The sequence below is a fragment of the Pararhizobium gei genome, from assembly GCF_029223885.1.
GTDB classification, from domain to species: domain Bacteria; phylum Pseudomonadota; class Alphaproteobacteria; order Rhizobiales; family Rhizobiaceae; genus Pararhizobium; species Pararhizobium gei.
In genome coordinates, this window is the sequence record NZ_CP119410.1 from 18,642 (window position 1) to 43,009 (window position 24,368).

Genomic DNA, 24,368 nt, shown 5'->3' on the forward strand with positions numbered 1-24,368 from the left:
CCTGCGGCGACATCACGACCGGTTGTCCGAGGGGTTGTCGCCGCATCGCCGTTTGCAAAGTTTCGTTCCTCCTTTGATGGAAGCTCCCATGAAACACCTCGGTTCCTCAGCGGTTCTGGTGATGACGATCGTCGGCGTCCTGGTCGTCGTCGCTCTGGTCTTTTCAACCGGTCTCGGCGCTGTCGGCCGATATCTCGGCCTTTCGGGCATTACCTGGTCATTCGAAATGGTCAGTATTCTCTTTTTGTGGACGACGGCCATCGGGGCCGTTCTCTCCGAGGTTGCCGGCGAGAATGTCTCCATCGACGGGAATACCTCGACAAGCGGACGTAGCCGGTGGTTTCGTATTTATCACAACTTCATTCTATTGAGCGTTGCGGCGGCCTTTCTGTGGAGCGGCACGGCCATGCTTGGACGGACTGGCTTCGTTCCCACGCCGGTCATGCGGGTGCCGAGCTGGGCGGTTCAAAGCATCATCGTCTTCATGGGGGCGACGCTGGCCGTAATCGCGACTGCGCGCATCGTTTCGGCTTTCCGGGAGCGCGCTCAATGACACTTCTGGTTCTCTTCGGAGTTTTCGCGGTGACCCTCTACACCGGCGTGCCGGTCGCCTGGTCGATCGCTGTTTCCACGCTTGTCGTCATCTTCTCCGGGTTGGTTCCGCTGCCTCCGTCCTGGTTTGCACAACAGGTCTATATGGGTGCCGATTCCATTTCGCTGGCATCCATCCCGTTGTTTCTCGTTGCAGGCGGCATCATGAACGAGGGTGGCCTGACACGCCGCATCATCGATCTTGCCAATGACATGTTCGGGTGGGTAAGAGGCGGACTGGGCGTCGTCAACGTCGCAACCTGCATGGTCTATGGAGGCATAACGGGCTCTGCCACAGCTGACACCGGTGCCGTCGGCGCCATCATGATCCCGGCCATGGCCGAACGCGGCTATCCCAGGGATTTCTCGGCAGCCGTTACCGCCGCCGCCGGTACGCTCGGCATTATTCTGCCGCCAAGCGTCGTCATGATCATGTACGGGGTCATAACGGATACGTCCATCGGCGGGCTCTTTGCAGCCGGCATCATTCCCGGTCTTATGCTGGCCGTCACGTTTGGGCTCACGGCCTGGTGGATCGGGGTGAAGGAGAATTTTCCGAAGTTGGAGACACGACCGACCGTCCGGAGTTTCACCCGGCATCTCTTCCGCGCCCTCCCTGCTTTGATGATGCCCATCGCGGTCCTCAGCTCCATGTTGAGCGGGCTTGCAACGACGACGGAAGCTGCTTTCGTCGCTGTCGTCTGGGCTCTTTTGGTTGGAGGCATTCTCTACCGGGAAATCACCTGGGCGGGCCTGTGGAAGATCGGAGTGGAAACGGTGCGGATGACCGGCGCCATCATGATCATCATGGCCGTCTCCGTTCCGTTCTCCTGGATCCTGACGGTCGAGCAGATTCCGCAGTGGACTGCCGGGCTGCTGCACGCCTGGGGTGCTGGCCCAACGATTACGATCCTGCTGATCCTGGCGCTTTTGACTTTCGTCGGCACGTGGGCGGATCTTGGGCCTTCACTGATCATTCTTGCCCCGATCGTTCATCCGATCGGCGTCGAAGCCGGGCTCCAGCCGTACCAGCTCGGCCTGATCTTCACGATGGCGCTTGGCATCGGGTTGTTCACTCCACCGGTCGGCACCAATATCTTTGTCGTCTGCAATGTCGCAAAGGTGGGGGTAAACGCGGTCACTCGACGGCTCATCCCGTTCTTCATCACCAGCAACATCTGCCTTCTGCTCGTCGCCTTCATTCCCGAGACGACGGAATGGCTGCCGCGCTACTTCGGTTTCTAGGACCGCCAGCGGTTACAACAAATGGATACAGGACAATGACGACACATCTGGTCGGAGGGATCTCCAGTGCCGGGCGAGCCCTGCCGCCCTTGGACGGCAAACCGTTCATCACCCGGCGGTCCAATGGCGCCTATGTCTGGGACGATGCGCAACGCCGATACATCGACACGGCACTCGGTTTTGGAGCGACCGTGATCGGTCATGCGCATCCACTGGTCGTCGAGGCGGTAGCGGCCGCCTTGCGCGACGGCCCGATGCCTGCCTTTGCCCATGACGGCGAAGAGGAGGCAGCGCGCATGCTGACGTCCGCGACGCGCCATCTGTCGCGGGTGATTTTCACGAACACCGGCAGCGAGGCGGTTCACCTTGCCTGCAGGATCGCGCGCGCTGCTACTGGCCGCTCCACCGTCGCCAAAATGGCTGCCGGTTACGACGGATGGTACGATGACGTTACGCTCGGGCAGGCGGGCTCCGCCGATGCCGCAATGTCCGCGATCGCGAGACCTGTTCGGGACCGCACCACCCTATTGCGTTTCAACGATTTTGAAGATGTCGATCAACTGTTTGCGGAAAACGGCGATATTGCCGCCGTTATCCTGGAGCCCATGCTGGCCAATGCGGGATGCGTTCCGGCAGCACCCGGATATCTCGCTCATGTCGAAGCGACGGCGCGGCGCCATGGCGCGCTCGTCATTCTCGATGAAGTGCTGATGGGATTTCGCACGGGCCTCGGCCTTGCGGGACATGGCATCGGCGTGGAGGCTGATCTGGCCACCGTCGGCAAGGCCATCGGCAGCGGCATCGCTGTCGCTGCAGTCGTCGGTCGACCCGAGCTCATGGCGCTTGCCGAAGAGGGCGCAGTCAACCGCGCCGGGACTTACAGCGGCAATCCCGTTGCCACCGCATCCGTCATTTCCACGTTCCAGGTTCTCAAGGATTTGAACTACCCGGCGCTTCTCGCACGAGGCGAGCGCCTGAGACATGGGATACGGACCGCGTTCGCCAAGAATGGTATGACAGTCACGACCTCGGGCGAGGGCTCCGTGTTCACGATCTGGTTTGCTGACAGCCCACCGTCAAACTACGCGGAGACGCTGGGGCTGGCAAACGCAGTCATGACGCTCAAACTTCACGAAACACTTCGTCGACATGGTCTGCTGATCATGCCCTTCGCATTCGGTCGCCTTTATCTTTCGGACGCCCATACCGATGACGTTATCGACGCTATGATTGGTATTTTTGAAGAGGCTGCGAGAGATATGGCCGCGTAGCGCCGTTGGTCAGTATTCACGACCCGCCGTGACCCCTTGCAATTGAAAGCAAAGAACATGAGCCTCATTTACATCCTCAACGGCCCCAACCTCAATCTTCTCGGCAAACGCCAGCCGCATATCTACGGTTATGAGACGCTTGCCGACGTGGAGGCGGATTGTCGCCGTATTGCCGTGGAGTTGGGACACGACATCAGATTCCATCAAAGCAACCGCGAGTATGAGATCATCGACTGGGTCCATGAGGCTCGCGAAGACGGGGCTGGAATTGTGATCAATCCCGCTGCATTCACGCATACGTCGGTCGCTATTCTCGATGCCTTGAACGCTTTCGAACCGCCGGTCATCGAAGTGCATATCTCGAACGTGCACAAGCGAGAAGCCTTTCGTCACCATTCCTTCGTTTCCCATCGCGCCGATGGCGTCATCGCCGGTCTCGGAACCGAAGGCTACCAACTGGCTGTGCGCCGAATTGCGAGCCTGATCAAGGTATCCGGCTGATAATGTCAAAGCTGCTGAAAGTGTGACCGAACGAAACTGGCGACCGTTCGAACGGCCGCGCGCGCGCCGTGTGGAACGAGCAGGGCGATCTCAAGGGGTTTCAACGCCGGCAGACCGTCGTCCTGCTCGGTCAGACGGCGGTGTCGTGACGCGACAACGGAGGCTGGCAACGCGGTAACGGCAGCACCTGCATCCAGCGCTGCCTGGATCGATGGCAAATGTGACGATGTCCACGCTGCACGCCATCCAATTCCAGCCTGGGTAAGTGCTTGAACGATATGCGGTCGCGCGCGACAATCCTTCTCCGGGAACAAGGCAAGCGGAAGGGGCCGCTGGCGCTCCGTGTGTCCTTCCGAAGGGCCGCACCAGATCAGTTGTTCCCGACGAAGCAATTCTCCGATAATCGAATCCGGTGCACGGGTTATGATAGCGAGATTGATAGTGCCGTGTTCCACCATTGCTTCAAGCGAGCGTGAAAAGTCGCACTGGATCTCGACTTGAATGCGAGGGTTGTCGCGAGAAAATTCTTCGATCAGTGGCTTACCGAAAAGTTCGATGTAGTCGTCGGGCATTCCCAGACGGACATAGCCGCGCATGGCGCCTGGATCGAGCGCTGCCAATGCCTCGTCCTCGATGGCAATCATGCGGCGCGCATAGCCGATCAGAATCTCGCCGGTTTCAGTCAGGTGCACGCCGCGCCTTGTCCTGTCGAAGAGCTTTCTCCCGACCTGATCTTCAAAACGTGCGATAAGGAGGCTGACGGTCGCTTGTGACTTGCCGATTCGCAATCCAGCGGCCGTGAAACCGCCAGCGTCGGCAACTGCCACGAAGGTCGCGAGCGCATCAGTGTCAAAGTGTTGCATTATACTGGATCTCGCTAGCGGGCTGACGGTGCTCTGCTGGTTTGAACCACCCCGACTTTGCGGCGAAATAAACATCGCCGCAAAGGTGGCCAACTGCTGCTACCATTCTCCGTTTTTGTAATGGAGTAAAGTGCCGGTCATTTGGTAGGTGAGATCGTCGCTTACCTCTCGTTTATCTGCTTATACAGCCCGCTCGGCTTGGTTAGATTAATGTGAAACCGATCCCTGAATCGCCGATATCGACGCGTCATTTCAGCGGAGGCATGGCTAAGCTGCTTCTTGATATAGCGTTCGCCGACTTCGGCAGAGGAGGCAAGGCTTGCGCGGATGGAATGACCGGAGAACTTGAAAGCGCACTCGATCTCGCTGAGATCGCCACATACGCCGGCGGCCATCGCAGCCCGTTTTATAAGTCGTGCTGTCTCCTTGTCGTTTAGTCGATCGGACCCAGCAGCTTTGCCCTGCCTCGTAACCTGTCAGAAAAGAGGACCATGCGCCAGCTTGTCGAACTTGATTCAGATCTTGACCGCAGCGACCGGACAGTTGGCGTCGGACGAGCCGCGAACGACTTCGACCTTACGCCATCCGGTTTTACCACGCAGGGTGACGAGCATGCCCTTGTTGAGGATTTCAATCCAGCCGCGACCGTCCTCGGTCTGGTTGGCCTTGAGGTCAAGACCGACGATTTCTGAGCGCAGAAGACCACCGGCAAAACCCATGTGGAGCATGCGCAGTCACACAGGCCGCGCAGTGAACCGCGTCCGAGCGTCTCGATCATGGCGATGATATCCTCGGCCATGATCGCTTCCTTCGAACGGGCTGCCTGGCATGGCTGTTGCGGATGCCGGCCATCACAGTGGGAATGTGCCTGTCTTTGCGATCAAGGGTGAGGCCGCGCTGAGCATAATTCCAGAATAGTAAGGAGAGGCGCCGTTCGATGGTTGAGACGGAGTTGGCCTTTGTGGCCCTGTCTACTGTGCGGGAGGCGCAGGCCGCGATGTAGAGTTCGCCTGTATTTGGATGCGGGGGAGGGGAGCCAGATTGAACCGCCGGCACCACGCGAAAAAGTGCTTCCAGTCGGCGTAGGCTTTTCGGGTGTTGACGGAGCTGGCGGCTTCGACATAGCCGCGGGCGCGATCGGCAAGATGAGCTGGCGTCTGATAGTCGCCAACGGGTGAGGGGAGGGGGCTGTCGCCCGACACCTCCGGTGTGGAAACATCACCCCCAGAAGCCGTGCTGGGAGACGGCGCTGAGGTCTCCTCGACGGGAACATCCGTGTTTTGCTCGATGATTTGGGCCATTTCTATACAAGGAGCATAACGTCCGATAATGCAAGATTATCGGTCGTTTTATTGCGTTGACGTGTGGTGCGGTTTAAGGCGATATTACTGGCTTAAACCGCGCATCAGATTTACAATCCCGCTCATGGATTCGCTCTCGCCCGCCTTCGCCGCTGGTATCGCCCCGAAATCGCTGGATGATCTGACTCTTGCCGATCCGCCATGGCTTGGCTGCTGGCGCGATCGCCTGGCGCTGAAATCGGCCGCCGTTGCCGTAAAAAAGGTCGGTCGCAACTAGGACGAACACGCTTTGCGTAATGCGCTTTTGCTCACTGCCGCCGGTGACGATCCTGGACCGGCCGGAAAGCTGTTTTTGGCCACACGAATGTTGACCCGCCGATCCGGGACAATCACCACACCCTTCGTTCAGGAGCTTGCCGCGCTGTGGGCCGCCGTCGCCGAACACGTTGAGCTTGGCAACACGGGCGGGGCCAGTTCGGTCGCGCGAGGACTTTTGGATGGCTTGCTCGATGCGGGGCTCCGCTGATCTAGCCAGACGACAGCAAGCGGCCGATTGCAAACTGTCAGAAAACTGCGTATATTTCTGACGGGAGATTGATATGCAACGGTTGAGCGAACAGATTTTGGCACATGCGGGCGGTTTGCCCGAGGGTACTCCCGTGTCCGCGAAGAGCTTGCTGCACCTCGGCAATCGGGCTGCGGTGGACCAGGCGCTGTCGCGCCTGGCGGAGCGCGGGCAGTTGATTCGCGCTGGCCGCGGCGTCTATCTGCGTCCCGTGACAAGCCGATTCGGCACGCGGTCGCCTTCGGTGGAACAGGCGGTCGAGGCGGTCGCCAGCCAGCGCGGTGAAGTCATCGTGTCCAGTGGTGCCGCGGCCGCCAACACTCTTGGCCTCACGACACAGGTTCCGGTCCGCTCGGTCTATTTGACCTCGGGCCGCACCCGGAAAATGAACCTCGGCAAGCAGGTGGTCGAACTGCGGCACGCACCGCGCTGGCAGCTCGCATTGGCCAATCGCCCGGCCGGTGAGGCAGTCCGGGCGCTGGCCTGGCTTGGTCCCGAAAAGGCTGAGGCGGCGCTTTTGGCTTTGAAGCGCAAACTTCCGCAGACCACCTTCAACGAGCTGGTGGCCGCGGCGCCGCAGCTTCCGACCTGGCTCGCGCGCAGCGTGGGAAAGGCGGCGCATGGCTGACGCGTTCCTCAGCCTTTCGGCCGCAGATCGCCGCGAAGTCTTGGGCGTCGCGGCGGACCGATCCGGTCGCCCGGCGCACCTCCTCGAAAAAGATGCCTGGGTGGTCTGGGCGCTTGCCGTTCTCTATGGCTCGCCCCTGAGCAAGCATCTGGTCTTCAAGGGCGGCACGTCGCTATCGAAAGCCTATGGTGTCATCCGTCGATTTTCCGAGGACGTCGACCTCACCTATGACATCCGCGCGCTTGCCCCCGACCTGGTGGGCGACAACGGCGAGGCCCTGCCGAAAACCCGCAGCGAGGAGAAGCGCTGGTCGAGCGAGGTCCGAAAGCGACTGCCCGAATGGGTGGCGAGCACGGTGCAGCCGGTTGTCGCCGAAGCTCTTGTCAGCGGATCGCTCGCCGCCGCGATCCGCGTCGAAAACGACAAGCTGTTCATCGACTATGAGGCGACGACGGCTGGCTCGGGTTATGTTGCGCCCATTGTAATGCTCGAATTCGGGGCGCGATCGACGGGCGAGCCGGCCAGCTTTCGCGACGTCGTCTGCGATGCTGCCGGCCTGGTCGACGCGGTGGACTTCCCGAGTGCTCGGCCGAGGGTGATGCATGCGGAGCGGACCTTCTGGGAGAAGGCGACGGCGATCCACGTCTTTTGTCTTCAAGAACGGCTGCGGGGCGATCGCTTCGCGCGGCATTGGCATGACGTTGCGCGCCTCGATGAAGCCGGCTTCGCGGCCTCAGCCATTGCGGATGGCGATTTGGCGAACGCCGTCGCTCGACACAAGACGATGTTCTTCTCGGAAAAAGCGGCCGACCGCACGCCGATCGATTACGTAGCCGCGGTCAACGGCGGTCTGCAGCTGGTCCCGGCTGGTGACAGTGCAAAGGCACTAGAGGAAGATTATGCCCGAATGGTCGAGGACGGCCTTTTTCAGGAGGACGCAGAGCCTTTCCCGGCGCTGATGGAACACTGCGCTGACATCTCGGCGAGAGCGAACGCTTAGGGCCGAATAAGAAAAAAGGGGCTGGGAGGGGATGTTGAATACAGGGGCACAGACATGAACGGCCAAGTCGCTCCACCTGCGGCGATAATCCGCCGTCTTTCGATCACCCGTTTCCGGGGCATTGGCAATTTGGTCTGGCGTCCCGGTCCTGGGGTCAATTTGGTACTGGGCGGTGGCGATGTCGGGAAGACCACCGTTCTTGACGCCATTGGCCTCGTCCTCAGTCCCGTGAATCCTTTAACGTTGTCCGACACCGACTATTTCGGTCGCGATATCGAAAGTGGATTTGAGATCGAGGCCGTCATCGCGTTGCCCGTTGACAGTGCTATCTCCACTCAAGCGCGTCCGGCTTGGCCCTGGGCTTGGGATGGTAAGGATCCTGTCGTGCCGGCCCTTGATGGCGATTCAGCGGAGCCTGTCTATCGCCTCATGGTCAAGGGCACCGAAGACCTGGAACTCATCTACGAGGTGCTGCAACCAGATGGGTCCACCGACACTTTGCCTGTGATGCTCAGGCGTTCGATCGGGCTTGTGCGTCTGAGCGGCGATGATCGTAACGACCGAGACCTGCGCCTCGTCCAAGGCTCTGCGCTTGATCGGCTGCTATCGGACAAGGGCCTGCGCTCACGTCTCGCCAGCGAGCTGGCTGAAGCAGAAGTGAAGGACGCGCTTGGCGATGCGGCGAAAAAGGCGCTCGCCGATCTGGACAAGACCTTCAGCGAACGCAGTCTACCCGTGGGATTGGACCTTTCGATCACAGGGGGGCAGGGCGCGTCGATTGCCTCACTCGTCGGTCTGACGGCAGACCGCAACGGCATTCCATTGCCGCTGGCAAGCTGGGGCGCCGGAACGCGCCGCCTCGCCGCGCTTGCCATCGCTGAGCAACGGCAAGGCGACCGCCCTGTTACGATTGTCGACGAAGTGGAGCGGGGACTTGAGCCATACCGACAGCATGCGCTCGTCGAGAAGCTCCAGGATAGCGGCGCTCAGGTCTTCGTCACAACCCACAGCCCGGATGCGATCGCTGCAGCTTCCAAAGCGAGCCTTTGGTATGTCGACCATACTGGCCAGATTGGTCCGCTGGATACCAACAAGGTCGCCCGTCATCGGGCGAATGATCCGAACGCCTTTCTGGCCCGCGTCACGATCGTGGCGGAGGGCCTGACCGAGGTCGGATTTGCCAGCATTCTGCTCAGACGCGCACTCGGCGCGCCGTTGTCCCAATTCGGCGTGCACATCAGCAATGGCGGCGGGCATGAATACACTCTGGAGCTGTTAGAAGCGTTGAACTCGGGCGGGCTGAGCTTTGGCGGCTTCGCCGATGATGAAAATGGCAAGCATCCCACACGCTGGAAAGCGCTCGAAGAAGTGCTTGGGGCCCTGCTGTTTCGGTGGCCAAAAGGCTGCCTCGAAGAAAATGTGTTCGGGGTGACGCCGGAAGGCAAGCTCGAAGCGCTGATGGCTGACACTCTTGGCGACCGCACAGGAATGCGGCGCCAGACGCTTGCGCTGCGGCTCGGCCTTGAGGCTAAAACCTTTGCCGAGCTCGCGACCGCGGCGGGCGATCAGCTGAGGCCGACCATGCTCGAAGCGGCGTTGGGAACCGTTCCCGCTGGGCGGGACGAAGACAAGGGAACGTACAAATCCCATGGTGGGACCTGGTTCAAGTCGCTGGGCGGCGGCCGTGAACTTGCGGGGAAAGTTTTCACACTCGGTCTCTGGCCTTCGCTGAAACCTCAGTTGCTTCCCTTCTGCAACAGCGTCCGCAGTGCCGTGGGTCTGCCCAGCATCGAGGACTTGCCGCAATGAGCGATGCCTCGGTCCGGGCGGCGCTACGATCCGACGAAAGGCTTGTCGTGATTGAGGCCCCTGCGGGCTGCGGCAAGACACATCAGGGCGCCGACTACGCAAGCGAGATTGCCCGCGCCGTTGATGGGCGCTTGCTGATCCTGACGCATACGCACGCCGCTTGCTCGGTTTTTGCCGAGCGCACCCGCGGCGTAGGCGCGCGAGTTGAAATCAGAACGATTGACGGCCTGATTAGCCAAATCGCGGGCGCTTATCACGCCGGCCTCGATCTTCCGGCGGATCCGGCGGCATGGGCCCGTCGAATCAAGGATGGCTATTCGCAACTCGCAATGAGGGTGGCGTCGTTCCTCGATCGACATGCCATGGTCGCCGCAGCTTTGGCCCGGCGCTACCCATTTGTGGTTTGCGACGAACATCAGGACTGCAGCGGCGATCAGCACGCGATAGGCATGGCGCTGCACCGGGAAGGCGCGCGGTTGCGGTTATTCGCCGATCCGATGCAGCATATTTACAAGGACAAGGTGTTGCCTGGCGGCCGGCCCCCGGCAGACTGGCAAAGTCTTGCAAGCGGCGCTGACGCGTATGAGGAATTGGACACCCCCCATCGTTGGCGCGATGGCTGTCCGGATCTCGGCTCCTGGACGCTCGAGGCGCGCCGCGTTTTGAAAGCGGGCGGTAAACTTGATCTCAGAGCCAAGCTGCCCCGCAGTGTCGAGGTCGTGTTTGCTGAAAATCAGGCGCGTCGCTATGGCGACTATCAACTGGCTACGGCAGATCGCAGAAGGATCGACGCGTTCGAGCGGGCGAATAGCTCACTTCTGATCGTGTCGCACTTTTCCGATACAGCACAGAACCTCCGCGCCTTTTTTGGCAGGCGCCTTCCTCTTTGGGAAGGCCACACCCGCCCAGGATTGAAGGCTTGGTCGAAGCGACGATTGCGCATCAGGGCAAGCCGATAGAATTGGCTCAGGCCCTAGTGGGTTTCATGGGTGAGGTCGGTAAAGGATTCAGCCCCTCTGCTTTTGGCGACCGGCTGGTTCGTGAGGCAATGGAGCGCTGCACAAGATCGACAAGCGGAAAGCCCGCCGCCATCCAGGGAATTGCCCGCCATATCGTCGAGACACCTGATCATCGGGGTGTCGCCGGCGCCTTGCGCAACTTAGCTGACTTGCGCCGCAGCCATGCCGACTTCACCGGCATCGAACTGGATTGTCCGTCAGAGTTTTGGGAAGCTATCAGATTGGGCGGGCACGCGGACGCGGAAGAAGGGTTCGCTCAGATCACACATCAGCGGACGCATTCGCGACCGACGCCGCCCGCCAAGGCGATAAGCACGATTCACAAAGCAAAGGGACTTGAATGCGACGGCGTCATCGTGATGCCTTGCGACGCTAAGACTTTTCCGGACACAGCCGAGGCGCGCTGCCTGCTGTACGTAGCCCTAAGCCGTGCAAAGAAACGGCTGTTGCTCGTAGTCTCTGCTGGAACACCGAGTCCACTCCTGTTGACCTAATGGAGAGGCCCGCTCACACAGGGTGATATCAGTTTGATCAGAGTCACCGCTAAGCCAATCGGTTGGGACGAGTGCGCGTTCGTCTCGCTGCTCTTCGATAAGGCACCTGGCAGAGTTGGTTCGCCTTAAGGTGTGACGGCGGCGTTGCAGCCGCCGGAACAGATTATTTTATGCAGCAGTTTCGGCCTTCCTGGCTGAAATCTGTGCATCGGTATCTTTGCTGCGAATCAGATTAGCGTTAGAAACATCGCCTTCAGCGATCAACCATCGCTGGTAATACGAGCTGTTTTCGGAAACCAAATCATCGACATAGTGCCCGAGCTTACCCGCTTTAATATCAGATGAACGTGGCGTGTGCATGGTTTGTTCTCCCGTTGACTTGATCATGCTATCAAAATTTTAAGGTTGAGTTAACTTGGAAAACCCGCTGTCCAGCATTGAGTTCCCTGAATTGTTTATCGGAATCGTTGCTCCAGTGGGCGTCGATATCTCTTCCACAATTCGATCACTATCAGATTTTTTTGTAGCGCAGAATTATCAAGTTATACCGGTGAAGGTCACTGACTATTTTTCAAATATAAAAAGATCTCTAAATATAGATTTGCCTCTATCAGGCGCCCCCACAGACACGAGGATTGATGATTATATAAATTTTGGAAACCACGTACGATCAATATTTAATGATGATGCAATTCTTGCCGCATATACAATATTTCGGGTAACACGATTAAGGCAAAAGGCATTCAAGCGCGAAGATAAAATCAGTTATTCGCGGCGAGTTTTTATAATTCATCAATTCAAGCGCAAAGAAGAAGTCGACTTGATGAGGTCGGTTTATGGACGCGGTTTTTTTCAGATTTCAGTTTACTCAAAAAAGCTTTCTCGAATTGAGTATCTCTCTCGAAAACTTGCGCACGAGCAAAACAGCGCGGACGTAGATTCGTTCAGGTCTGCAGCTAACAATTTGGTAGTAAGAGATCAAAATGAGATAAGTAATTCGCACGGGCAACGCGTTGCAAAAATATTCCATGACGCTGACTTCATAGTAAATCAGGATGAATTGGGGAAAGAGTCGGTCAAGAAGCAAATAGAGAGGTTTTGTTTTCTTCTGTTTTCGGCAAATTATATTTCACCTTCCAAAATGGAATACTCGATGTTTGCTGCGAAAGCAGCCGCCCTTCGTACCTTGGACTTGTCAAGGCAAGTTGGGGCCGCCGTATTTCGACCTACAGGAGAAATATTGAGCATGGGTTCGAATGAAGTTCCCAAAGCGACAGGTGGAACATATTGGTGCGATGAGCCGCCCTTCGACGCTCGAGAATTTACTTATGGGGAAGATTCCAATGATCGACGGAAAAAGGAGCTGCTCCGAGAACTCTTCGAGATTAGCAACCCTGAAGATGATTTCGAGGCCTATTTCGATTCCAAGCCGATCAGAGACAGTCAGTTTATGGATGCACTGGAATATGGCCGGATCGTTCACGCAGAAATGTCAGCTATTACCGATGCGGCGCGACTTGGGATCCCATTGAAAGGCGCAATACTATATTGCACGACGTTTCCGTGCCATATGTGCGCTAAGCACATCGTCGCGACTGGGATCTCGGAAGTGATTTTTCTTGAGCCCTATCCCAAGAGTTTGGCTTTTGACCTGCATTCGGATTCTATTCAGATTGAAGGCGCCAACAGAGGAATCTTCGATGAATACGATGCGGTGCGCTTTAAGCACTTTCACGGCGTTACTCCAAGGAGATACCGCGAACTGTTTGAGCGCTCTTCTCGAAAGAGGGATGGAGTTTTCGTGGAATTCATAAACGGGAACGCGCGTCCTAATGTTAATTTCAAAGCACCCTTTTACGCCGACCTGGAGTTGTTGGTCATTAAGAGCGGAACGCGGGCCCTGAGCGAGATATTATCACCATAGTCTCACTTGTACGCGGTAGCCCCCAAACGAACTGGGACATTTATACGTGTGCGTTCGACGATGACGGGACAGGGTACAGCGTTGGCCCGCCTCAAACCGTCTCGGTTGGAGGTTTATATTAACGCTTCGAGCTCGCCTGCTCCCCTGTTCAAGAGCGTTGCCGGGCGATAGGCACTAAGGTTCTGATATTGCTGCATAACCGCAGAAGTTTCAACGGGGTCAGCGGTTCGAGTTGGTTCAAGACGAGGCCATCAAACACCCCTGATCTTTATGGAATCGCGCTGCAATATCCGTGATGTTGCTCTCGTTCGTCCCCAGCATCGCCTCACGGATTTGCTGCCGCAACCATGCGCAGCCAAGATCGCTGTCCATCTGCAGCGGCCAGACCATTGCCACGGGTGGAAAAGAAAGCGCCAATGGCACCGGGCTGACCTGAAGCCCCAACAGCGGGCCATAACGAAGCGCAATGCGCGAAGATACGGTGGCAATCACCGCAGATGAACGCGCGGTGGCCAATATCGACATGAAATCGGGAGCTGCCGCCACGACTTCCAGTTCTGCACCTGCATGCTCCAGCGCATCCTTGACGCAGCCATGCAGGCTGTCCGTCTGCGAGATCACCGCATGTTGTGCGGCCATATAGGCATCAAGATCCACCGGATTGGAGAGCTTCAGGTATTGGGGATTGAAACAGCACAATACGCTGGACTGATACAGCGATTCGCTATGGTGCCGTGAATCCGGCAGATAACTGCACCCCACAGAAAGATCGATGACGCCCGCATCCAGCATCGCATCGACTTCTGCCGCATCACCACCACGGGCCAGAATACGGATGCCCGGCGCGATTTCCCGCAGCCGCGCCGTCAGATCGGGCAGCAATAGCAGTTCCACCTCGCTGGAAAGTCCCAGCCGGAATGTGCGGTGCTCGGTGGCCGGATCGAATGCATCCGCCATCAACACGGCCGCCTGCGCCTGCCGCAGTGCCTGCCGCACCGGGCCGGACAAATTCAGCGCGCGTGCGGTGGGCTTCATCACCTGTCCTACGCGGATGAACAAGTCATCCTGAAAGAGCGTGCGTAGGGTGGATATGTTGTGGCTCATGGCAGGTTGCTGGATTTTCAGCCGCTGCGCTGCACGGGTGACGCTCATCTCTTCCATCATCGCGTCGAAGGCCACGAGAAGATTGAGGTCGAAGGAACGAAGATTGAAATGATCGATGACTTGCATGAACGGTATCGATTTGATTGCTGACCGAGACATCATTAGCTGATGGGCAGGAACTTGCAAGCCGTTCCGCACACTCAGCCAAGGAGCAAACCCATGCCATCTCGTCGTTCAATTCTCAAAGGCGCTCTTTCCGGCCTCATTGCCGCACCCTTCGTCACACCGTCGATCGCCTTCGCCAAGGCACCCTATGCCGTTGTTCAGGCACCCGGTTTCTACCGGCTGAAAATCGGCTCCGTGGAGGTCACCGCCCTGTCGGACGGCACCGTCGCGCTGCCGCTGGCAAAGCTTTACACAAACACCACCGAGCAACATGCGCAGAGCGCGTTGAATGATGCCTTTCTGCCGGACATCATCCCAACCTCCGTCAATGCTTTCCTTGTCAACACCGGCGAAAGACTGGTGCTGATCGACGCAGGCACCGGTGCATATCTCGGGGCCTCGCTCGGCAAGCTCGTCGCCAATATCGAGGCATCAGGTTACAAGACGCATGACATCGATGATGTGGTCCTCACCCATATCCACACCGATCATTCCGGCGGATTGGTGAGCAATGGCAAGCGTACCTTCTCGAACGCCACATTGCGGGTCAATGAACGCGAGGCGAAATTCTGGCTGAGCGCGGACAACGCCAAGGCGGCAACCGGCGTCGTCAAGCAGCATTTTGCCGAGGCGTACCAGTGCGTGACGCCTTATGTGAAGGCCGGGAAATTCGAAACCTTCGCGGATAATGCAGCGCCCGTCCCCGGGCTTGGGTCGATTCTTTACGCAGGACACACACCGGGTCACAGCGCCATCACGCTGGAAAGCGAAGGCCAGAAGATCGTATTCTGGGGCGACATCACACATGGCGATATCCTGCAATTCGATGAACCTGGCGTCGCGATCGAATTCGACATCGACCAGAAAGGCGCTGTGGCTGCACGCGACCTTGCATTCAAACAGGCGGTGGACGGTAAATATCTGGTAGCAGGCGCGCATGTCGCCTTTCCGGGCATAGGCCATGTGCGCAAAGACAGCACGAATTACGACTGGCTGCCCATCAACTACGCTTAAGATCTGACAGCCGCCTGTAATAGGGCGAAACAGGCGGATCCGGGAAGAGGCTCACGCCAGCCTCTTCTTCCATAGTGACGAACGTCGATTTCGCCGTGGGTCTTGCCACTCTGACCTTCTGGAGCCACGTGCCCATTCTCACCAATCTGCGCCACCAGGGCGCGGTTGGGCCCCGCTGAACCAGGGAATTGCAGCCCGTTGCAGGTGTTCAAACCGACGAACAAATCCGATGAGTTCTGGCTACAGAGGGCTAGGACGACGTCAGTTTGTACGCACGAACGTGGTCAATGAGTGCGCGCAGCTTGGGCGCCATATTCCGGCGGTTGGGGAAGTAAAGGAAGAACCCTGGAAATGGCGGCAGATAGTCGTCCAACGCCGTGATCAACTCGCCGCGCTCGATAAATGAACGAAACGTCTCTTCCAGTGCGAATGTGATACCCCCGCCAGCGAGCGCGGTCCGGATCATCAGATGCAGATCGTTGGTGGTAATTTGCGGCTCGACGGCAACGTCGAAAGGTATGCCATCCTCCTCAAACTCCCATCGGTATGGCGCAGCACTTGGAGACGGACGCCAGCCGATACAGCGATGATTGGCCAGTTCCCGAGGATGGCGGGGCGTTCCGTGGATCTGAAAATATCCCGGCGTCGCGACCACCACTTCTCTCTCTTCTTTGGTCAGTGGAACCGCGACCATATCCTGCTCGATCACGTCACCCAGCCGGACCCCTGCATCGAAGCCGGCGGCAACGATGTCGAAGACGTCGTCGGTCACCGTGACGTCGATGGTGATGGTGGGATGGGCTTCGGCGAAGGACGCGATTAGCGAGCCGGATAGAAACCGTTCCGCAATCGATGTGACCGCGATCCGCAGCAGGCCGCTGGGTCTGGCGTCACCTGCCACGTTCTCGAAAGCGGATCTCACCTCGGCCATCGGCTGAGACAAGGCTTCACGGAAGCGGTCGCCCGCCTCGGTCAGCCGCACGCTGCGCGTCGTGCGGCTGACGAGCGCGATGCCACAGATATCCTCAAGCCGTCTTATTCCTTGGCTTACAGCCGAGCGAGTAACACCGAGGCGATCAGCGGCCGCCCTGAAATTTCCCTCTTCGGCGACTGCCAGAAACACCGGCAGCAGGTTTAAATCGATTGTCATTGTCGTATGTCGCTAACCAATTTCGTTAGCGGAAAGGGAATACAAGCGACAATCGAACTTGTCTATCTATTGCTCATAGCCGACCGGAACTTTGGCGGCTGGCAGACAGAACAACCGATCATCGAAGGAGAGATTCCCATGACAAACATCAAGATCACACTCGCCGCAGCTTTGACTTTCGGGATCTTCGCCGGACCCGTCGCTGCACAGGATAGGGCATGCCCCCAGGACGGCGCCGATTCTCCTCTCGCACTCCATGCCGACTGGATCATGAAGGGCTGGGAACGCAATGAAGGTGATGGTAAATTCGTGTTCGCGGAAAAGCTGAACCGGTATTACGACCTGGAAAACACCAAAGGGGTTTTCTACGATAATTTCGCGCCGGGCGACACGCAGCTCTTTGACAACTCCGCCCGCTATGGCGCCAACTGGGAGGCGTTGCAGAACGCTGCCCGATCGGTTCGCCACGGCCTGACCGGAGGTCACGACGCGATCATCAGTGAAACAGTTTCTTCGACGACTCTTGGTTTCGTCGGCCGCATTGATCGTCTTGACGGCAAGGTGATCGCGTTTGATGGCCGCTCGCAGCTGGGCTGGGAATGCACTGCCGGCACATGGAAAATCCGCCATGAACTGAACTACGCCTGGGTCGTCGAGCCCGAGACCATTCAGTCTTTCCTGGGCAAGACGGAGCTGGCTCGATGACCAGCCCGATGCTCACGCACCCTTATGTCGGCATGTGGCAGACCGCAGACGGTCGCATCCGGCACCAGTTGCTCCCGAATGGCCGTTACGACGAAGCGCGCGGCTCACGCGAAAGCGCCTATCAGGGACGATACGAGGTGTCGGGAGACCACATCGAGTATTGGGACGATACCGGGTTTACGGCCGACGGCGATTTTGTCGATGACGTCCTGTACCACGCGGGAATGGTTCTCTATCGCAAGGAGTAGTCTCAACAGCACACCGGCATATCCAGTGCCGGTGTGGTCCAATTCTTTCGCTCGATGCAGACATCCGCGCCCGTGAAAATCAGATCAAATAGAAAGCGATGATAATGACCAATATCGAAGAGCAGCTCGAGAATTTGGCTTCGCCAGGAGACATGCAAAAACACCTGCGCGGCCTTGCCGTCCTCAAGCAGATCGGGGGCGAGAATTTTGGCGGGCCGGTAAGCCAGCTTGCCAGCTTCTCGGAAGATCTGGCGCGGTTCACCATTCAGTTTCCCTATGGCGATGTGCTGTCGCGGGACGGCCTGGATCTGCGGACACGGCAGATTCTGACTGCGGCCACATTGTTGGCCCACGGATCGGCGCAGTCTCAGCTTTCTTTTCACCTCAAGGGATTGCTGAACGCCGGGGGAACCAGCGACGATATCGTCGATCTGTTGTTTATTTCCGCAGGTCTTCTCGGGCTTCCGACCGCGATCAATGCCGTTCCTCTCGTCCGTGATATTCTTACCGATCGCGGCGAAATTGAAAATGTCACCAAGACAAAAGCATCACCTGCTGTCTCGGATATGTCCTCGGTCGGGGTCGCCATACTCGACCGGTTTGCGCCTGAGTTCTTGAAATGGCGCGAGCATACGCTCCACGAGGAGATATTCGGTGCGGTGCACCTGGAACCCAGACTGACCCACCTCGCGTCGGCTGCAATGCTGGCGGCACGAGGGAAAGTAGGGGCGAGCTTTGACGGTCATATTGTTTCGGCATTGGCTGCGGGTGCTACCGATCGTGATATTGTCGAGATGGTTATCCAACTGAGCGTCTATTCCGGGTTCCCCGCCTCGCTCAACGCTGCCGGCAGAGCCAAAAATGTCCTGGCGGCTTCCGAACGGCCACAGGTGGGTACCAAGAAAAGAGTCGAGACCACAAAAGATGACGAGCGACGCTTCATGAGGGGTATCGCAACACTTGCCGAGACATCAGGAGGATCCGGCGCTGATGTGGTCGACAGCTTCAAGGATGTTGCGCCTGGTTTGGGTAGGCTTATCGTTGCCCATTGCTACGGCGATATCTTTTGCCGCCCCGCCATTAATCCAAAGGACCGTGAATTGGGTGCAATCTCTGCTCTCGCCGCCCAGGGGACCGTCGCGGCAGAGAAGCCGCTCGGCGTCCACATCGATGCAGCTCTCAATCTCGGGGCCACCCGAGAAGAGATTGTCGAGACCCTCTTCAACATCATTCCCTATGCCGGCTATCCATTGATCGAAAAAGCTTTGCTGATTGCCCATGACCGTATCTCGTTGTTCGACGACAAGCGGGTTGATGGCAGCCCCTCTTGATCATCGAAGACCGAATATGTGCTCCGACTGATGGTTTGAGGCCATTGGGTGTCCAGCCACTTTGGCAGCGCGTCGGTCTCCCTCAAATGAATTTGCGAGGGTTACGAACAATGGATTTTTGCAGGATCAGGCAATCTCATTGGAGCGTCGTTCTACCGCTCTTCGATCGTCATGGACGATGCTTGTTCGAAACGAACCATCGATGGAGTGGATCATGTTCGGCAGTGAAGCAGTCACATTCATTCGAGCACGACCAGGGGAGGGCGCGATCTTGCGTTCGCTCTTTGAAAAAGATGCCGTCGGAAGCTTTCCGGATGGTGCCACCAGGCCGGAAATACTTTCTTGCGACGTTGATGTGGATTTCATCTGCCTCAAGGAGTCAGAAGAGACCAGTTTTATTTTCCTATCGGACGAAACCAAATGCTGCATTGCATCATTGATGGTGGTTGTGGGCGGTGATGTGAACCGGGACGTATTCCATTGAAGCTCCATGTAATCTTGAGGCAGCTCTGCCGGCTTTACGAAAGTGTCCGCATTGGCAAACGTCGAAGCATCCCGTCAGAACGTTTCCCCTCCAATACCGGCTGTTACCGGGAACCCTATTTATCCAGCGGTCCTCGTGCCCGAACTGGAAGAGGTTATTGCAAGGCCCGATCGGACGTCCCCGCTCGGGCTTGAACAATATATAGCCGGTCGCACGCTTGTCAGTGGCGATAGTCCTGCGTGGAATGACATGTTCGTGCAGGTCTATTCCCGCATGAACAAGCAGGAGCCCTTTCTCGTTCCCGCAGTCGCGGAACCCCTGATCGTCTGGGTGATGTCAGGCGAAGCTGTCGTTGAGGAACGCGACCTTGACGGGGACTGGGTCGCCAACACCGTCACAGTTGGCGATTTTTTTCTGACCCGCTCTCCTACCCCATACGAGATGCGCTGGCGCGCCATCGGTGACGCACCTTTCCAGGTCATGCATCTTTATCTCTCCGTTCCGCTTTTCGAGCGCGTCGCCTACGACGTGCTGGGCTGCGCCGCCCCTCCTGCACTTCGCGACATTTCCGGGGGCAAGGACACGCAGCTGTCACACATTCTTGCAGTGATCCATCAGGAGCTGACGTCTGAAGGGAAGGGGAGCCAGCTCTTCATTCAGGGCCTCGCCCAGTCCCTTGCCGTGCAACTGATCCGGAATTACGCCGCCAGTGAAGCGACCGACGATCGGCAGAACGCGCTCCCCGGCTTCAAGCTCCGTCGGGCCGTGGCCCACCTGGAAGAACATCTAGCCGAGCCGTTCAATCTCGCCCAGTTAGCCGAGACGGTCGGCATGAGCGAATTTCATTTTAGTCGTTTGTTCAAGAAGGCGACCGGGCTCTCGCCCTCGCGCTACTTCATTCGCCAGCGCGTTGCCCGGGCACAGCTTCTCCTGCAGGAGACAGATACGAGCATCATCGAGATTGGCATGTCCGTCGGCTATTCGAGCCCAAGCCACTTCGCCCAGGTCTTCCGTCGCGAGACCGGCCTGCCGCCGAGCCACTATCGGCGAGGCTAAATTTTCGACCTGTCGCGATTTCGAGCAAGATCGCGACAGGTCGAGCAAGGCCCCGAGAGAAGGGCGCCGACGATCGGCTTAAATTCCTCCTTGTCGAAACGAAACGCCCACCGCGGTGGTGGGCTTTGAGACAAGGAGTAAAGACAATGACCAACCTCAACGGAAAGATCGCACTGGTCACCGGCGCATCGAGTGGCATTGGCGCTGCGACCGCTGCAAAGCTTGCTGAAGCCGGTGCAAAAGTTGGTATCGCTGCACGGCGCACCGACAAGCTCGACGATCTCAAGAAACAGATCGAAGCCAAGGGCGGAGAAGCCCTTGTGATCGAAATGGACGTGGTTGACACGACTTCGGTCGAAGCGGGCGTGAAGAAGCTGATCGATGCCTATGGTTCGATCGACCTCCTCGTCAACAATGCCGGTCTTATGCCCCTCTCCGATATCGATCAGTTCAAGGTCGACGAGTGGCAGCGGATGGTGGACGTGAACGTGAAGGGCCTGCTCAACACGACGGCCGCCGTTTTGCCCCAGATGATCAAGCAGCATTCCGGCCACGTGTTCAACATGTCCTCGATCGCCGGTCGCAAAATCTTCAAGGGCCTGTCGGTCTACTGCGCGACAAAACATGCGGTCACGGCTTTCTCTGATGGCCTGCGTATGGAAGTCGGTCAGAAGCATGGCATTCGCGTGACCTGCATCCAGCCGGGCGCCGTTGCCACCGAGCTCTACGACCACATCACAGATCCGGGCTACCGCAAGCAGATGGATGAGCTGGCCGGCCAGATGACCTTCCTCCAGGGCGAGGATATCGGCGACACCATCGTCTTCGCAGCCCAGGCCCCGACCCATGTGGACGTCGCCGAGCTGTTCGTTCTGCCAGTAGAACAGGGTTGGTAACAGACCGGCCCTGAAGGGTCCCTGCATTGATGCAGGGACCTCTCAAGGGAGATTGTCATGAAGGAATTACCCGCATCTCAAGCATATCGCGTCCTGGAACCTGGCCCGATCGTCATGGTCTCGACCAGTCACAACGGCAAGCCCAACGTGATGACGATGGGCTTCCATATGATGATCCAGCACGACCCGCCGCTGATCGGTTGTGTCATCGGGCCCTGGGATCACAGCTATCAGGCTCTCCGGAAAACCGGAGAATGTGTTATCGCTGTACCCGGTCTTGATCTCGCCGAGACCGTTGTCGACGTCGGGAACTGCTCGGGCGACAGGGTGGATAAATTCCAGAGGTATGGTCTCAAAACGCGACCTGCGAGGGACGTATCAGCCCCGCTCCTCTCAGACTGCCTGGCCAACATTGAATGCCGGGTCGTCGATACCAGGCTCTCGGATCCTTACAACCTCTTCATCCTTGAGGCGACGAGGATCTGGATCAACGAGAACCGTAAGGAGCGTCGAATGATGCATCACCGGGGTGACGGTACGTTCACCGTCGATGGCGGCACACTCGACCTTCGAGATCGGATGGTCAAATGGCGCCATCTCCCCTGAGAGGCGCCGGGCCCAAAATGCACCAGCAACCCATTACGAAAGGAAGAAAACCATGTCTGCTTATCTCGTCGTTGATCTCGACATCCACGACATGAAGTCGATCGAAGACTATCGATCAAAGGCCTTGCCGCTCGTTGCCAAAGCCGGCGGCAAGCTTATCGCCATCGATGAAACCCCTCTGGAGCTGGAAGGCTGGAAAGCCACCAACATGCTCATCATCGAGTTCCCGGACAAGAACGCTATCCGTGAGCTCTTCGCATCGCCGGACTATGCGCCGCTTGCGGCTCAACGTCAGGCCGCCGCCGGGTCGCGTATCGTTGCGATCAACGGCGTCTGAAAAAACCGCATCGGCTTTACTGAACAAGGAGACCCGAAATGGCTGAATTGACCAACGTGGCCTACTTCACCGCAAAGCCAGGCCGTTCCCAGGATCTGGGTGCCGAGCTGCTCCAGCTCGTCACCCCCTCGCGCAATGAGGAAGGCTGCCTGCGCTACGAAATCCACCAGTCCAACGACGTCGCCGACGTTTGGATGGTGCTCGAAGACTGGCGGCATGCCTCGGATTTCAAACTGCATATGAGCACGAACTACGTCCAGGCCTTCATGGCGAAGGTTCCTGACCTTTGCGTCGAAGACGTGGAAATCTGCGGCTACCAGCAACGGTCCCCGCAGGCCTGAAACAGAAAGGAGTATATGAAATGAGCACGCAAAACCCCAAAGTCTGGCTCGTAACCGGATGCTCTACAGGCTTCGGTCGCTACATCGCGGAACACCTGCTGGAGACGGGTGAACAGGTTGTCGTCACCGCCCGCAAGACCGACAAGATCGCGGATCTTGAACAGAAAGGTGACGCCCTGATCCTTCCACTCGATGTCATCGATCGGGATCAGTGCCAGAAGGTCGTTGATGCGGCAGAGGCCCGCTTCGGTCGGATCGACGTCCTGATCAACAACGCCGGGATCGGCTTCTTCGGTGCTATTGAGGAAACCGATGAACAAAATGCCCGTCGCCTGTTTGACGTCAATTTCTTTGGCACCGCAAACACGATCCATGCGGTCCTTCCACATATGCGCGCCCGCCGCAGTGGTACGATTGTCAATCTGACATCAATCGGCGGCCTGGTCGGCTACACAGGGGTCGGTTATTACTGCGCCACGAAATTTGCCGTGGAAGGCCTGTCGGATACGCTTCGCAAAGAAGTCGCTCAGCTCGGGATCAATGTGATGACTGTCGAGCCAAGCGCCTTCAGGACGGAGTGGGCAGGTTCGTCAAACGAGGTCTCTGCGTCCATCGACGACTACGATGGCACAGCGGGCGAGGCACGTCGAGCTTACCACGCATCGGTCGGAAAACAGGCTGGCGACCCCGCGCGTGCGGCGAAAGCCATCCGGGAGGCCGTGCTGGCTGAGCAGCCTCCGCACCACCTTCCGCTCGGCAATGACGCCGCGGACGCTGCCCTAAAGAAGGCGGAGGACCTGAAGGCAAACGTTGTTGCCTGGGAGGCCTTGTCACGTTCGGCCGACTTCCCGGCAACCTGAACCAATCCAGTCAAACCCAAACACGAAACCGACACTGCCGCGGCCTTCGCCACGGAGAATGAAGGAGTGTGTCATGTCAAAACGGTTTGAAGGAAGAGTAGCAATTGTGACCGGCGGTGGTTCCGGTATCGGCGCCGCCATTGCCAACCGGCTTCTTGAGGAAGGAGCGTCCGTGATGATCTCCGGCAGAACCGAGAAGCGATTATCGGAAGCTGCCTATAAGATGCCGACTGAGCGCAGCGGCACCTTTGTCGCCAATGTTTCTTCACGGCCGGACTGCGACGCCCTTGTCGCGGCGACGGCCAAGCGGTTCGGCCGCATCGACACTGTCGTCAATGCCGCCGGCATGAATCTCGTCGGCACCATCGAAGAGACGAGCGATCAGGATTGGGACGAGTGCATTGCCTCGGACCTCTCCGGTGTCTTCTACATGAGCCGTGCAGCGGTTCCGCATCTTAAGGAGACCAAGGGTTCGATCGTCAACATTGGCTCCGTCTCATCCCTTGGTGGCGGCTGGAGCCATGCGGCTTACAATGCAGCAAAGGGCGGTGTCGCAAACCTGACCCGCTCAGCAGCCTGCGACCTCGGCAAGTTCGGCGTCAGAGCAAACACAGTGGCACCGGGACTTACTGTCACGGGAATGGTGGATGCTATCATGGATGACGATGGGCTTCTGGAGAAAGCCTGGGACCGGATCCCGTTGAGGCGGGCAGGCCAACCCGAAGAGGTTGCCTCGGCGGTCGCTTTTCTTGCCAGTGATGAAGCTGCCTGGATCACCGGAATTGTCTTGCCTGTCGATGGGGGCCAGACCTGCACGGATGGTGGTCCGGAATGGGGTAAGTAAAAACGCGGAAAGCCCG

26 protein-coding genes and 2 pseudogenes are annotated in these 24,368 nt (G+C 58.0%); 23 read left to right on the forward strand and 5 right to left on the reverse strand.

Features of this window, described 5'->3' with window-relative positions:
* The first annotated feature begins 88 nt into the window (after positions 1-88).
* From PY308_RS21100 to aroQ, 4 genes are read left to right on the forward strand one after another with little or no spacing between them, the layout of a single operon-like run.
* The gene (locus tag PY308_RS21100; RefSeq protein ID WP_275791386.1) at positions 89-553 is read left to right on the forward strand and encodes a TRAP transporter small permease; all 465 of its coding nucleotides are present in this window, start codon (positions 89-91) and stop codon (positions 551-553) included.
* Complete coding sequence (locus PY308_RS21105; protein ID WP_275791387.1) at positions 550-1,836, forward strand: TRAP transporter large permease; 1,287 nt, start codon at positions 550-552, stop codon at positions 1,834-1,836. Before PY308_RS21100 ends, PY308_RS21105 begins: the two co-directional genes overlap by 4 nt.
* Entirely contained in the window at positions 1,809-3,107 is a 1,299-nt protein-coding gene (locus PY308_RS21110) for an aspartate aminotransferase family protein (protein WP_434064274.1), read from the forward strand. The genes PY308_RS21105 and PY308_RS21110 overlap by 28 nt, the downstream gene beginning before the upstream one ends.
* A gap of 57 nt (positions 3,108-3,164) precedes the next feature.
* Complete coding sequence (gene aroQ / locus PY308_RS21115) at positions 3,165-3,608, forward strand: type II 3-dehydroquinate dehydratase (protein ID WP_275791389.1); 444 nt, start codon at positions 3,165-3,167, stop codon at positions 3,606-3,608.
* A 5-nt stretch (positions 3,609-3,613) separates the two neighbouring features.
* Here the strand turns inward: aroQ and PY308_RS21120 are convergent, their stop codons facing one another.
* The gene (locus PY308_RS21120; protein ID WP_434064278.1) at positions 3,614-4,471 is read right to left on the reverse strand and encodes a LysR substrate-binding domain-containing protein; all 858 of its coding nucleotides are present in this window, start codon (positions 4,469-4,471) and stop codon (positions 3,614-3,616) included.
* A gap of 161 nt (positions 4,472-4,632) precedes the next feature.
* Positions 4,633-5,772: pseudogene (locus tag PY308_RS21125) on the reverse strand (site-specific integrase).
* 124 nt (positions 5,773-5,896) lie between these two features.
* Between PY308_RS21125 and PY308_RS21130 the strand changes: the two are divergent.
* The 6 genes and pseudogenes from PY308_RS21130 to PY308_RS21155 all read left to right on the forward strand — a co-directional run bounded on the left by PY308_RS21130 (position 5,897) and on the right by PY308_RS21155 (position 11,287).
* Positions 5,897-6,298 (forward strand): annotated as a pseudogene (locus tag PY308_RS21130) (DUF1403 family protein).
* Between the two features lie 73 nt (positions 6,299-6,371).
* Entirely contained in the window at positions 6,372-6,965 is a 594-nt protein-coding gene (locus PY308_RS21135) for a DUF6088 family protein (RefSeq protein ID WP_275791391.1), read from the forward strand.
* Positions 6,958-7,965, forward strand: a complete 1,008-nt coding sequence (locus tag PY308_RS21140; protein ID WP_275791392.1) for a nucleotidyl transferase AbiEii/AbiGii toxin family protein — start codon at positions 6,958-6,960, stop codon at positions 7,963-7,965. The genes PY308_RS21135 and PY308_RS21140 overlap by 8 nt, the downstream gene beginning before the upstream one ends.
* A gap of 129 nt (positions 7,966-8,094) precedes the next feature.
* A complete protein-coding gene (locus tag PY308_RS21145; RefSeq protein ID WP_275791393.1) occupies positions 8,095-9,774 on the forward strand; it encodes an ATP-dependent nuclease in 1,680 nt (559 codons plus the stop codon).
* Positions 9,771-10,733, forward strand: a complete 963-nt coding sequence (locus tag PY308_RS21150) for a UvrD-helicase domain-containing protein (RefSeq protein ID WP_275791394.1) — start codon at positions 9,771-9,773, stop codon at positions 10,731-10,733. The genes PY308_RS21145 and PY308_RS21150 overlap by 4 nt, the downstream gene beginning before the upstream one ends.
* Positions 10,694-11,287 (forward strand): ATP-binding domain-containing protein, encoded by a 594-nt coding sequence (locus PY308_RS21155; RefSeq protein WP_275791395.1) that lies wholly within the window; start codon positions 10,694-10,696, stop codon positions 11,285-11,287. Before PY308_RS21150 ends, PY308_RS21155 begins: the two co-directional genes overlap by 40 nt.
* A 168-nt stretch (positions 11,288-11,455) precedes the next feature.
* Here PY308_RS21155 and PY308_RS21160 read toward each other — a convergent pair whose 3' ends face one another.
* Positions 11,456-11,647: a hypothetical protein gene (locus PY308_RS21160; protein ID WP_275791396.1), complete on the reverse strand. Its 192-nt coding sequence runs from the start codon at positions 11,645-11,647 to the stop codon at positions 11,456-11,458.
* A gap of 55 nt (positions 11,648-11,702) precedes the next feature.
* Between PY308_RS21160 and PY308_RS21165 the strand changes: the two genes are divergently transcribed.
* The gene (locus tag PY308_RS21165) at positions 11,703-13,211 is read left to right on the forward strand and encodes an anti-phage dCTP deaminase (RefSeq protein ID WP_275791397.1); all 1,509 of its coding nucleotides are present in this window, start codon (positions 11,703-11,705) and stop codon (positions 13,209-13,211) included.
* Between the two features lie 237 nt (positions 13,212-13,448).
* Here PY308_RS21165 and PY308_RS21170 read toward each other — a convergent pair whose 3' ends face one another.
* Positions 13,449-14,441, reverse strand: coding sequence for a LysR family transcriptional regulator (locus tag PY308_RS21170; RefSeq protein ID WP_275791398.1), 993 nt, complete (start codon positions 14,439-14,441; stop codon positions 13,449-13,451).
* Positions 14,442-14,534: 93 nt separating this feature from the next.
* Between PY308_RS21170 and PY308_RS21175 the strand changes: the two genes are divergently transcribed.
* Complete coding sequence (locus PY308_RS21175; RefSeq protein WP_112852975.1) at positions 14,535-15,494, forward strand: MBL fold metallo-hydrolase; 960 nt, start codon at positions 14,535-14,537, stop codon at positions 15,492-15,494.
* Positions 15,495-15,744: 250 nt separating this feature from the next.
* Here PY308_RS21175 and PY308_RS21180 read toward each other — a convergent pair whose 3' ends face one another.
* Positions 15,745-16,644, reverse strand: coding sequence for a LysR family transcriptional regulator (locus PY308_RS21180; RefSeq protein WP_275791399.1), 900 nt, complete (start codon positions 16,642-16,644; stop codon positions 15,745-15,747).
* Positions 16,645-16,782: 138 nt separating this feature from the next.
* Here PY308_RS21180 and PY308_RS21185 point away from each other — a divergent pair, with 138 nt between their 5' ends.
* The 11 genes from PY308_RS21185 to budC all read left to right on the forward strand — a co-directional run bounded on the left by PY308_RS21185 (position 16,783) and on the right by budC (position 24,352).
* Positions 16,783-17,349: a hypothetical protein gene (locus PY308_RS21185; RefSeq protein WP_275791400.1), complete on the forward strand. Its 567-nt coding sequence runs from the start codon at positions 16,783-16,785 to the stop codon at positions 17,347-17,349.
* Positions 17,289-17,597 carry an Atu4866 domain-containing protein gene (locus PY308_RS21190; protein WP_434064279.1) on the forward strand — a complete coding sequence of 103 codons (309 nt, stop codon included), beginning with the start codon at positions 17,289-17,291 and terminating at the stop codon, positions 17,595-17,597. Before PY308_RS21185 ends, PY308_RS21190 begins: the two co-directional genes overlap by 61 nt.
* A 104-nt stretch (positions 17,598-17,701) precedes the next feature.
* A complete protein-coding gene (locus PY308_RS21195) occupies positions 17,702-18,928 on the forward strand; it encodes a carboxymuconolactone decarboxylase family protein (RefSeq protein WP_275791402.1) in 1,227 nt (408 codons plus the stop codon).
* Positions 18,929-19,142: 214 nt separating this feature from the next.
* Positions 19,143-19,412, forward strand: a complete 270-nt coding sequence (locus PY308_RS21200) for a hypothetical protein (protein ID WP_275791403.1) — start codon at positions 19,143-19,145, stop codon at positions 19,410-19,412.
* 51 nt (positions 19,413-19,463) lie between these two features.
* A complete protein-coding gene (locus tag PY308_RS21205) occupies positions 19,464-20,468 on the forward strand; it encodes an AraC family transcriptional regulator (protein ID WP_275791404.1) in 1,005 nt (334 codons plus the stop codon).
* 146 nt (positions 20,469-20,614) lie between these two features.
* A complete protein-coding gene (locus tag PY308_RS21210) occupies positions 20,615-21,364 on the forward strand; it encodes an SDR family oxidoreductase (protein ID WP_275791405.1) in 750 nt (249 codons plus the stop codon).
* A 57-nt stretch (positions 21,365-21,421) separates the two neighbouring features.
* Positions 21,422-21,970: a flavin reductase family protein gene (locus PY308_RS21215; RefSeq protein WP_275791406.1), complete on the forward strand. Its 549-nt coding sequence runs from the start codon at positions 21,422-21,424 to the stop codon at positions 21,968-21,970.
* Between the two features lie 52 nt (positions 21,971-22,022).
* Positions 22,023-22,307: a DUF1330 domain-containing protein gene (locus PY308_RS21220; protein WP_275791407.1), complete on the forward strand. Its 285-nt coding sequence runs from the start codon at positions 22,023-22,025 to the stop codon at positions 22,305-22,307.
* 38 nt (positions 22,308-22,345) lie between these two features.
* Positions 22,346-22,648 (forward strand): putative quinol monooxygenase, encoded by a 303-nt coding sequence (locus PY308_RS21225; protein ID WP_112852968.1) that lies wholly within the window; start codon positions 22,346-22,348, stop codon positions 22,646-22,648.
* Between the two features lie 20 nt (positions 22,649-22,668).
* A complete protein-coding gene (locus tag PY308_RS21230) occupies positions 22,669-23,508 on the forward strand; it encodes an oxidoreductase (protein WP_275791408.1) in 840 nt (279 codons plus the stop codon).
* 73 nt (positions 23,509-23,581) lie between these two features.
* The gene (gene budC / locus PY308_RS21235) at positions 23,582-24,352 is read left to right on the forward strand and encodes a meso-2,3-butanediol dehydrogenase (RefSeq protein WP_275791409.1); all 771 of its coding nucleotides are present in this window, start codon (positions 23,582-23,584) and stop codon (positions 24,350-24,352) included.
* Positions 24,353-24,368 lie beyond the last annotated feature (16 nt).

Coding starts and splice junctions, on each gene's coding strand:
- PY308_RS21175 (WP_112852975.1), top strand. CDS start 14,535: ATGCCATCTCGTCGTTCAATTCTCAAAGGCGCTCTTTCCGGCCTCATT.
- PY308_RS21100 (WP_275791386.1), top strand. CDS start 89: ATGAAACACCTCGGTTCCTCAGCGGTTCTGGTGATGACGATCGTCGGC.
- PY308_RS21140 (WP_275791392.1), top strand. CDS start 6,958: ATGGCTGACGCGTTCCTCAGCCTTTCGGCCGCAGATCGCCGCGAAGTC.
- PY308_RS21225 (WP_112852968.1), top strand. CDS start 22,346: ATGGCTGAATTGACCAACGTGGCCTACTTCACCGCAAAGCCAGGCCGT.
- PY308_RS21195 (WP_275791402.1), top strand. CDS start 17,702: ATGACCAATATCGAAGAGCAGCTCGAGAATTTGGCTTCGCCAGGAGAC.
- PY308_RS21220 (WP_275791407.1), top strand. CDS start 22,023: ATGTCTGCTTATCTCGTCGTTGATCTCGACATCCACGACATGAAGTCG.
- PY308_RS21180 (WP_275791399.1), bottom strand. CDS start 16,644: ATGACAATCGATTTAAACCTGCTGCCGGTGTTTCTGGCAGTCGCCGAA.
- PY308_RS21120 (WP_434064278.1), bottom strand. CDS start 4,471: ATGCAACACTTTGACACTGATGCGCTCGCGACCTTCGTGGCAGTTGCC.
- PY308_RS21215 (WP_275791406.1), top strand. CDS start 21,422: ATGAAGGAATTACCCGCATCTCAAGCATATCGCGTCCTGGAACCTGGC.
- budC (WP_275791409.1), top strand. CDS start 23,582: ATGTCAAAACGGTTTGAAGGAAGAGTAGCAATTGTGACCGGCGGTGGT.
- PY308_RS21230 (WP_275791408.1), top strand. CDS start 22,669: ATGAGCACGCAAAACCCCAAAGTCTGGCTCGTAACCGGATGCTCTACA.
- PY308_RS21135 (WP_275791391.1), top strand. CDS start 6,372: ATGCAACGGTTGAGCGAACAGATTTTGGCACATGCGGGCGGTTTGCCC.
- PY308_RS21200 (WP_275791403.1), top strand. CDS start 19,143: ATGTTCGGCAGTGAAGCAGTCACATTCATTCGAGCACGACCAGGGGAG.
- PY308_RS21170 (WP_275791398.1), bottom strand. CDS start 14,441: ATGCAAGTCATCGATCATTTCAATCTTCGTTCCTTCGACCTCAATCTT.
- PY308_RS21185 (WP_275791400.1), top strand. CDS start 16,783: ATGACAAACATCAAGATCACACTCGCCGCAGCTTTGACTTTCGGGATC.
- aroQ (WP_275791389.1), top strand. CDS start 3,165: ATGAGCCTCATTTACATCCTCAACGGCCCCAACCTCAATCTTCTCGGC.
- PY308_RS21150 (WP_275791394.1), top strand. CDS start 9,771: ATGAGCGATGCCTCGGTCCGGGCGGCGCTACGATCCGACGAAAGGCTT.
- PY308_RS21210 (WP_275791405.1), top strand. CDS start 20,615: ATGACCAACCTCAACGGAAAGATCGCACTGGTCACCGGCGCATCGAGT.
- PY308_RS21110 (WP_434064274.1), top strand. CDS start 1,809: ATGGCTGCCGCGCTACTTCGGTTTCTAGGACCGCCAGCGGTTACAACA.
- PY308_RS21105 (WP_275791387.1), top strand. CDS start 550: ATGACACTTCTGGTTCTCTTCGGAGTTTTCGCGGTGACCCTCTACACC.
- PY308_RS21160 (WP_275791396.1), bottom strand. CDS start 11,647: ATGCACACGCCACGTTCATCTGATATTAAAGCGGGTAAGCTCGGGCAC.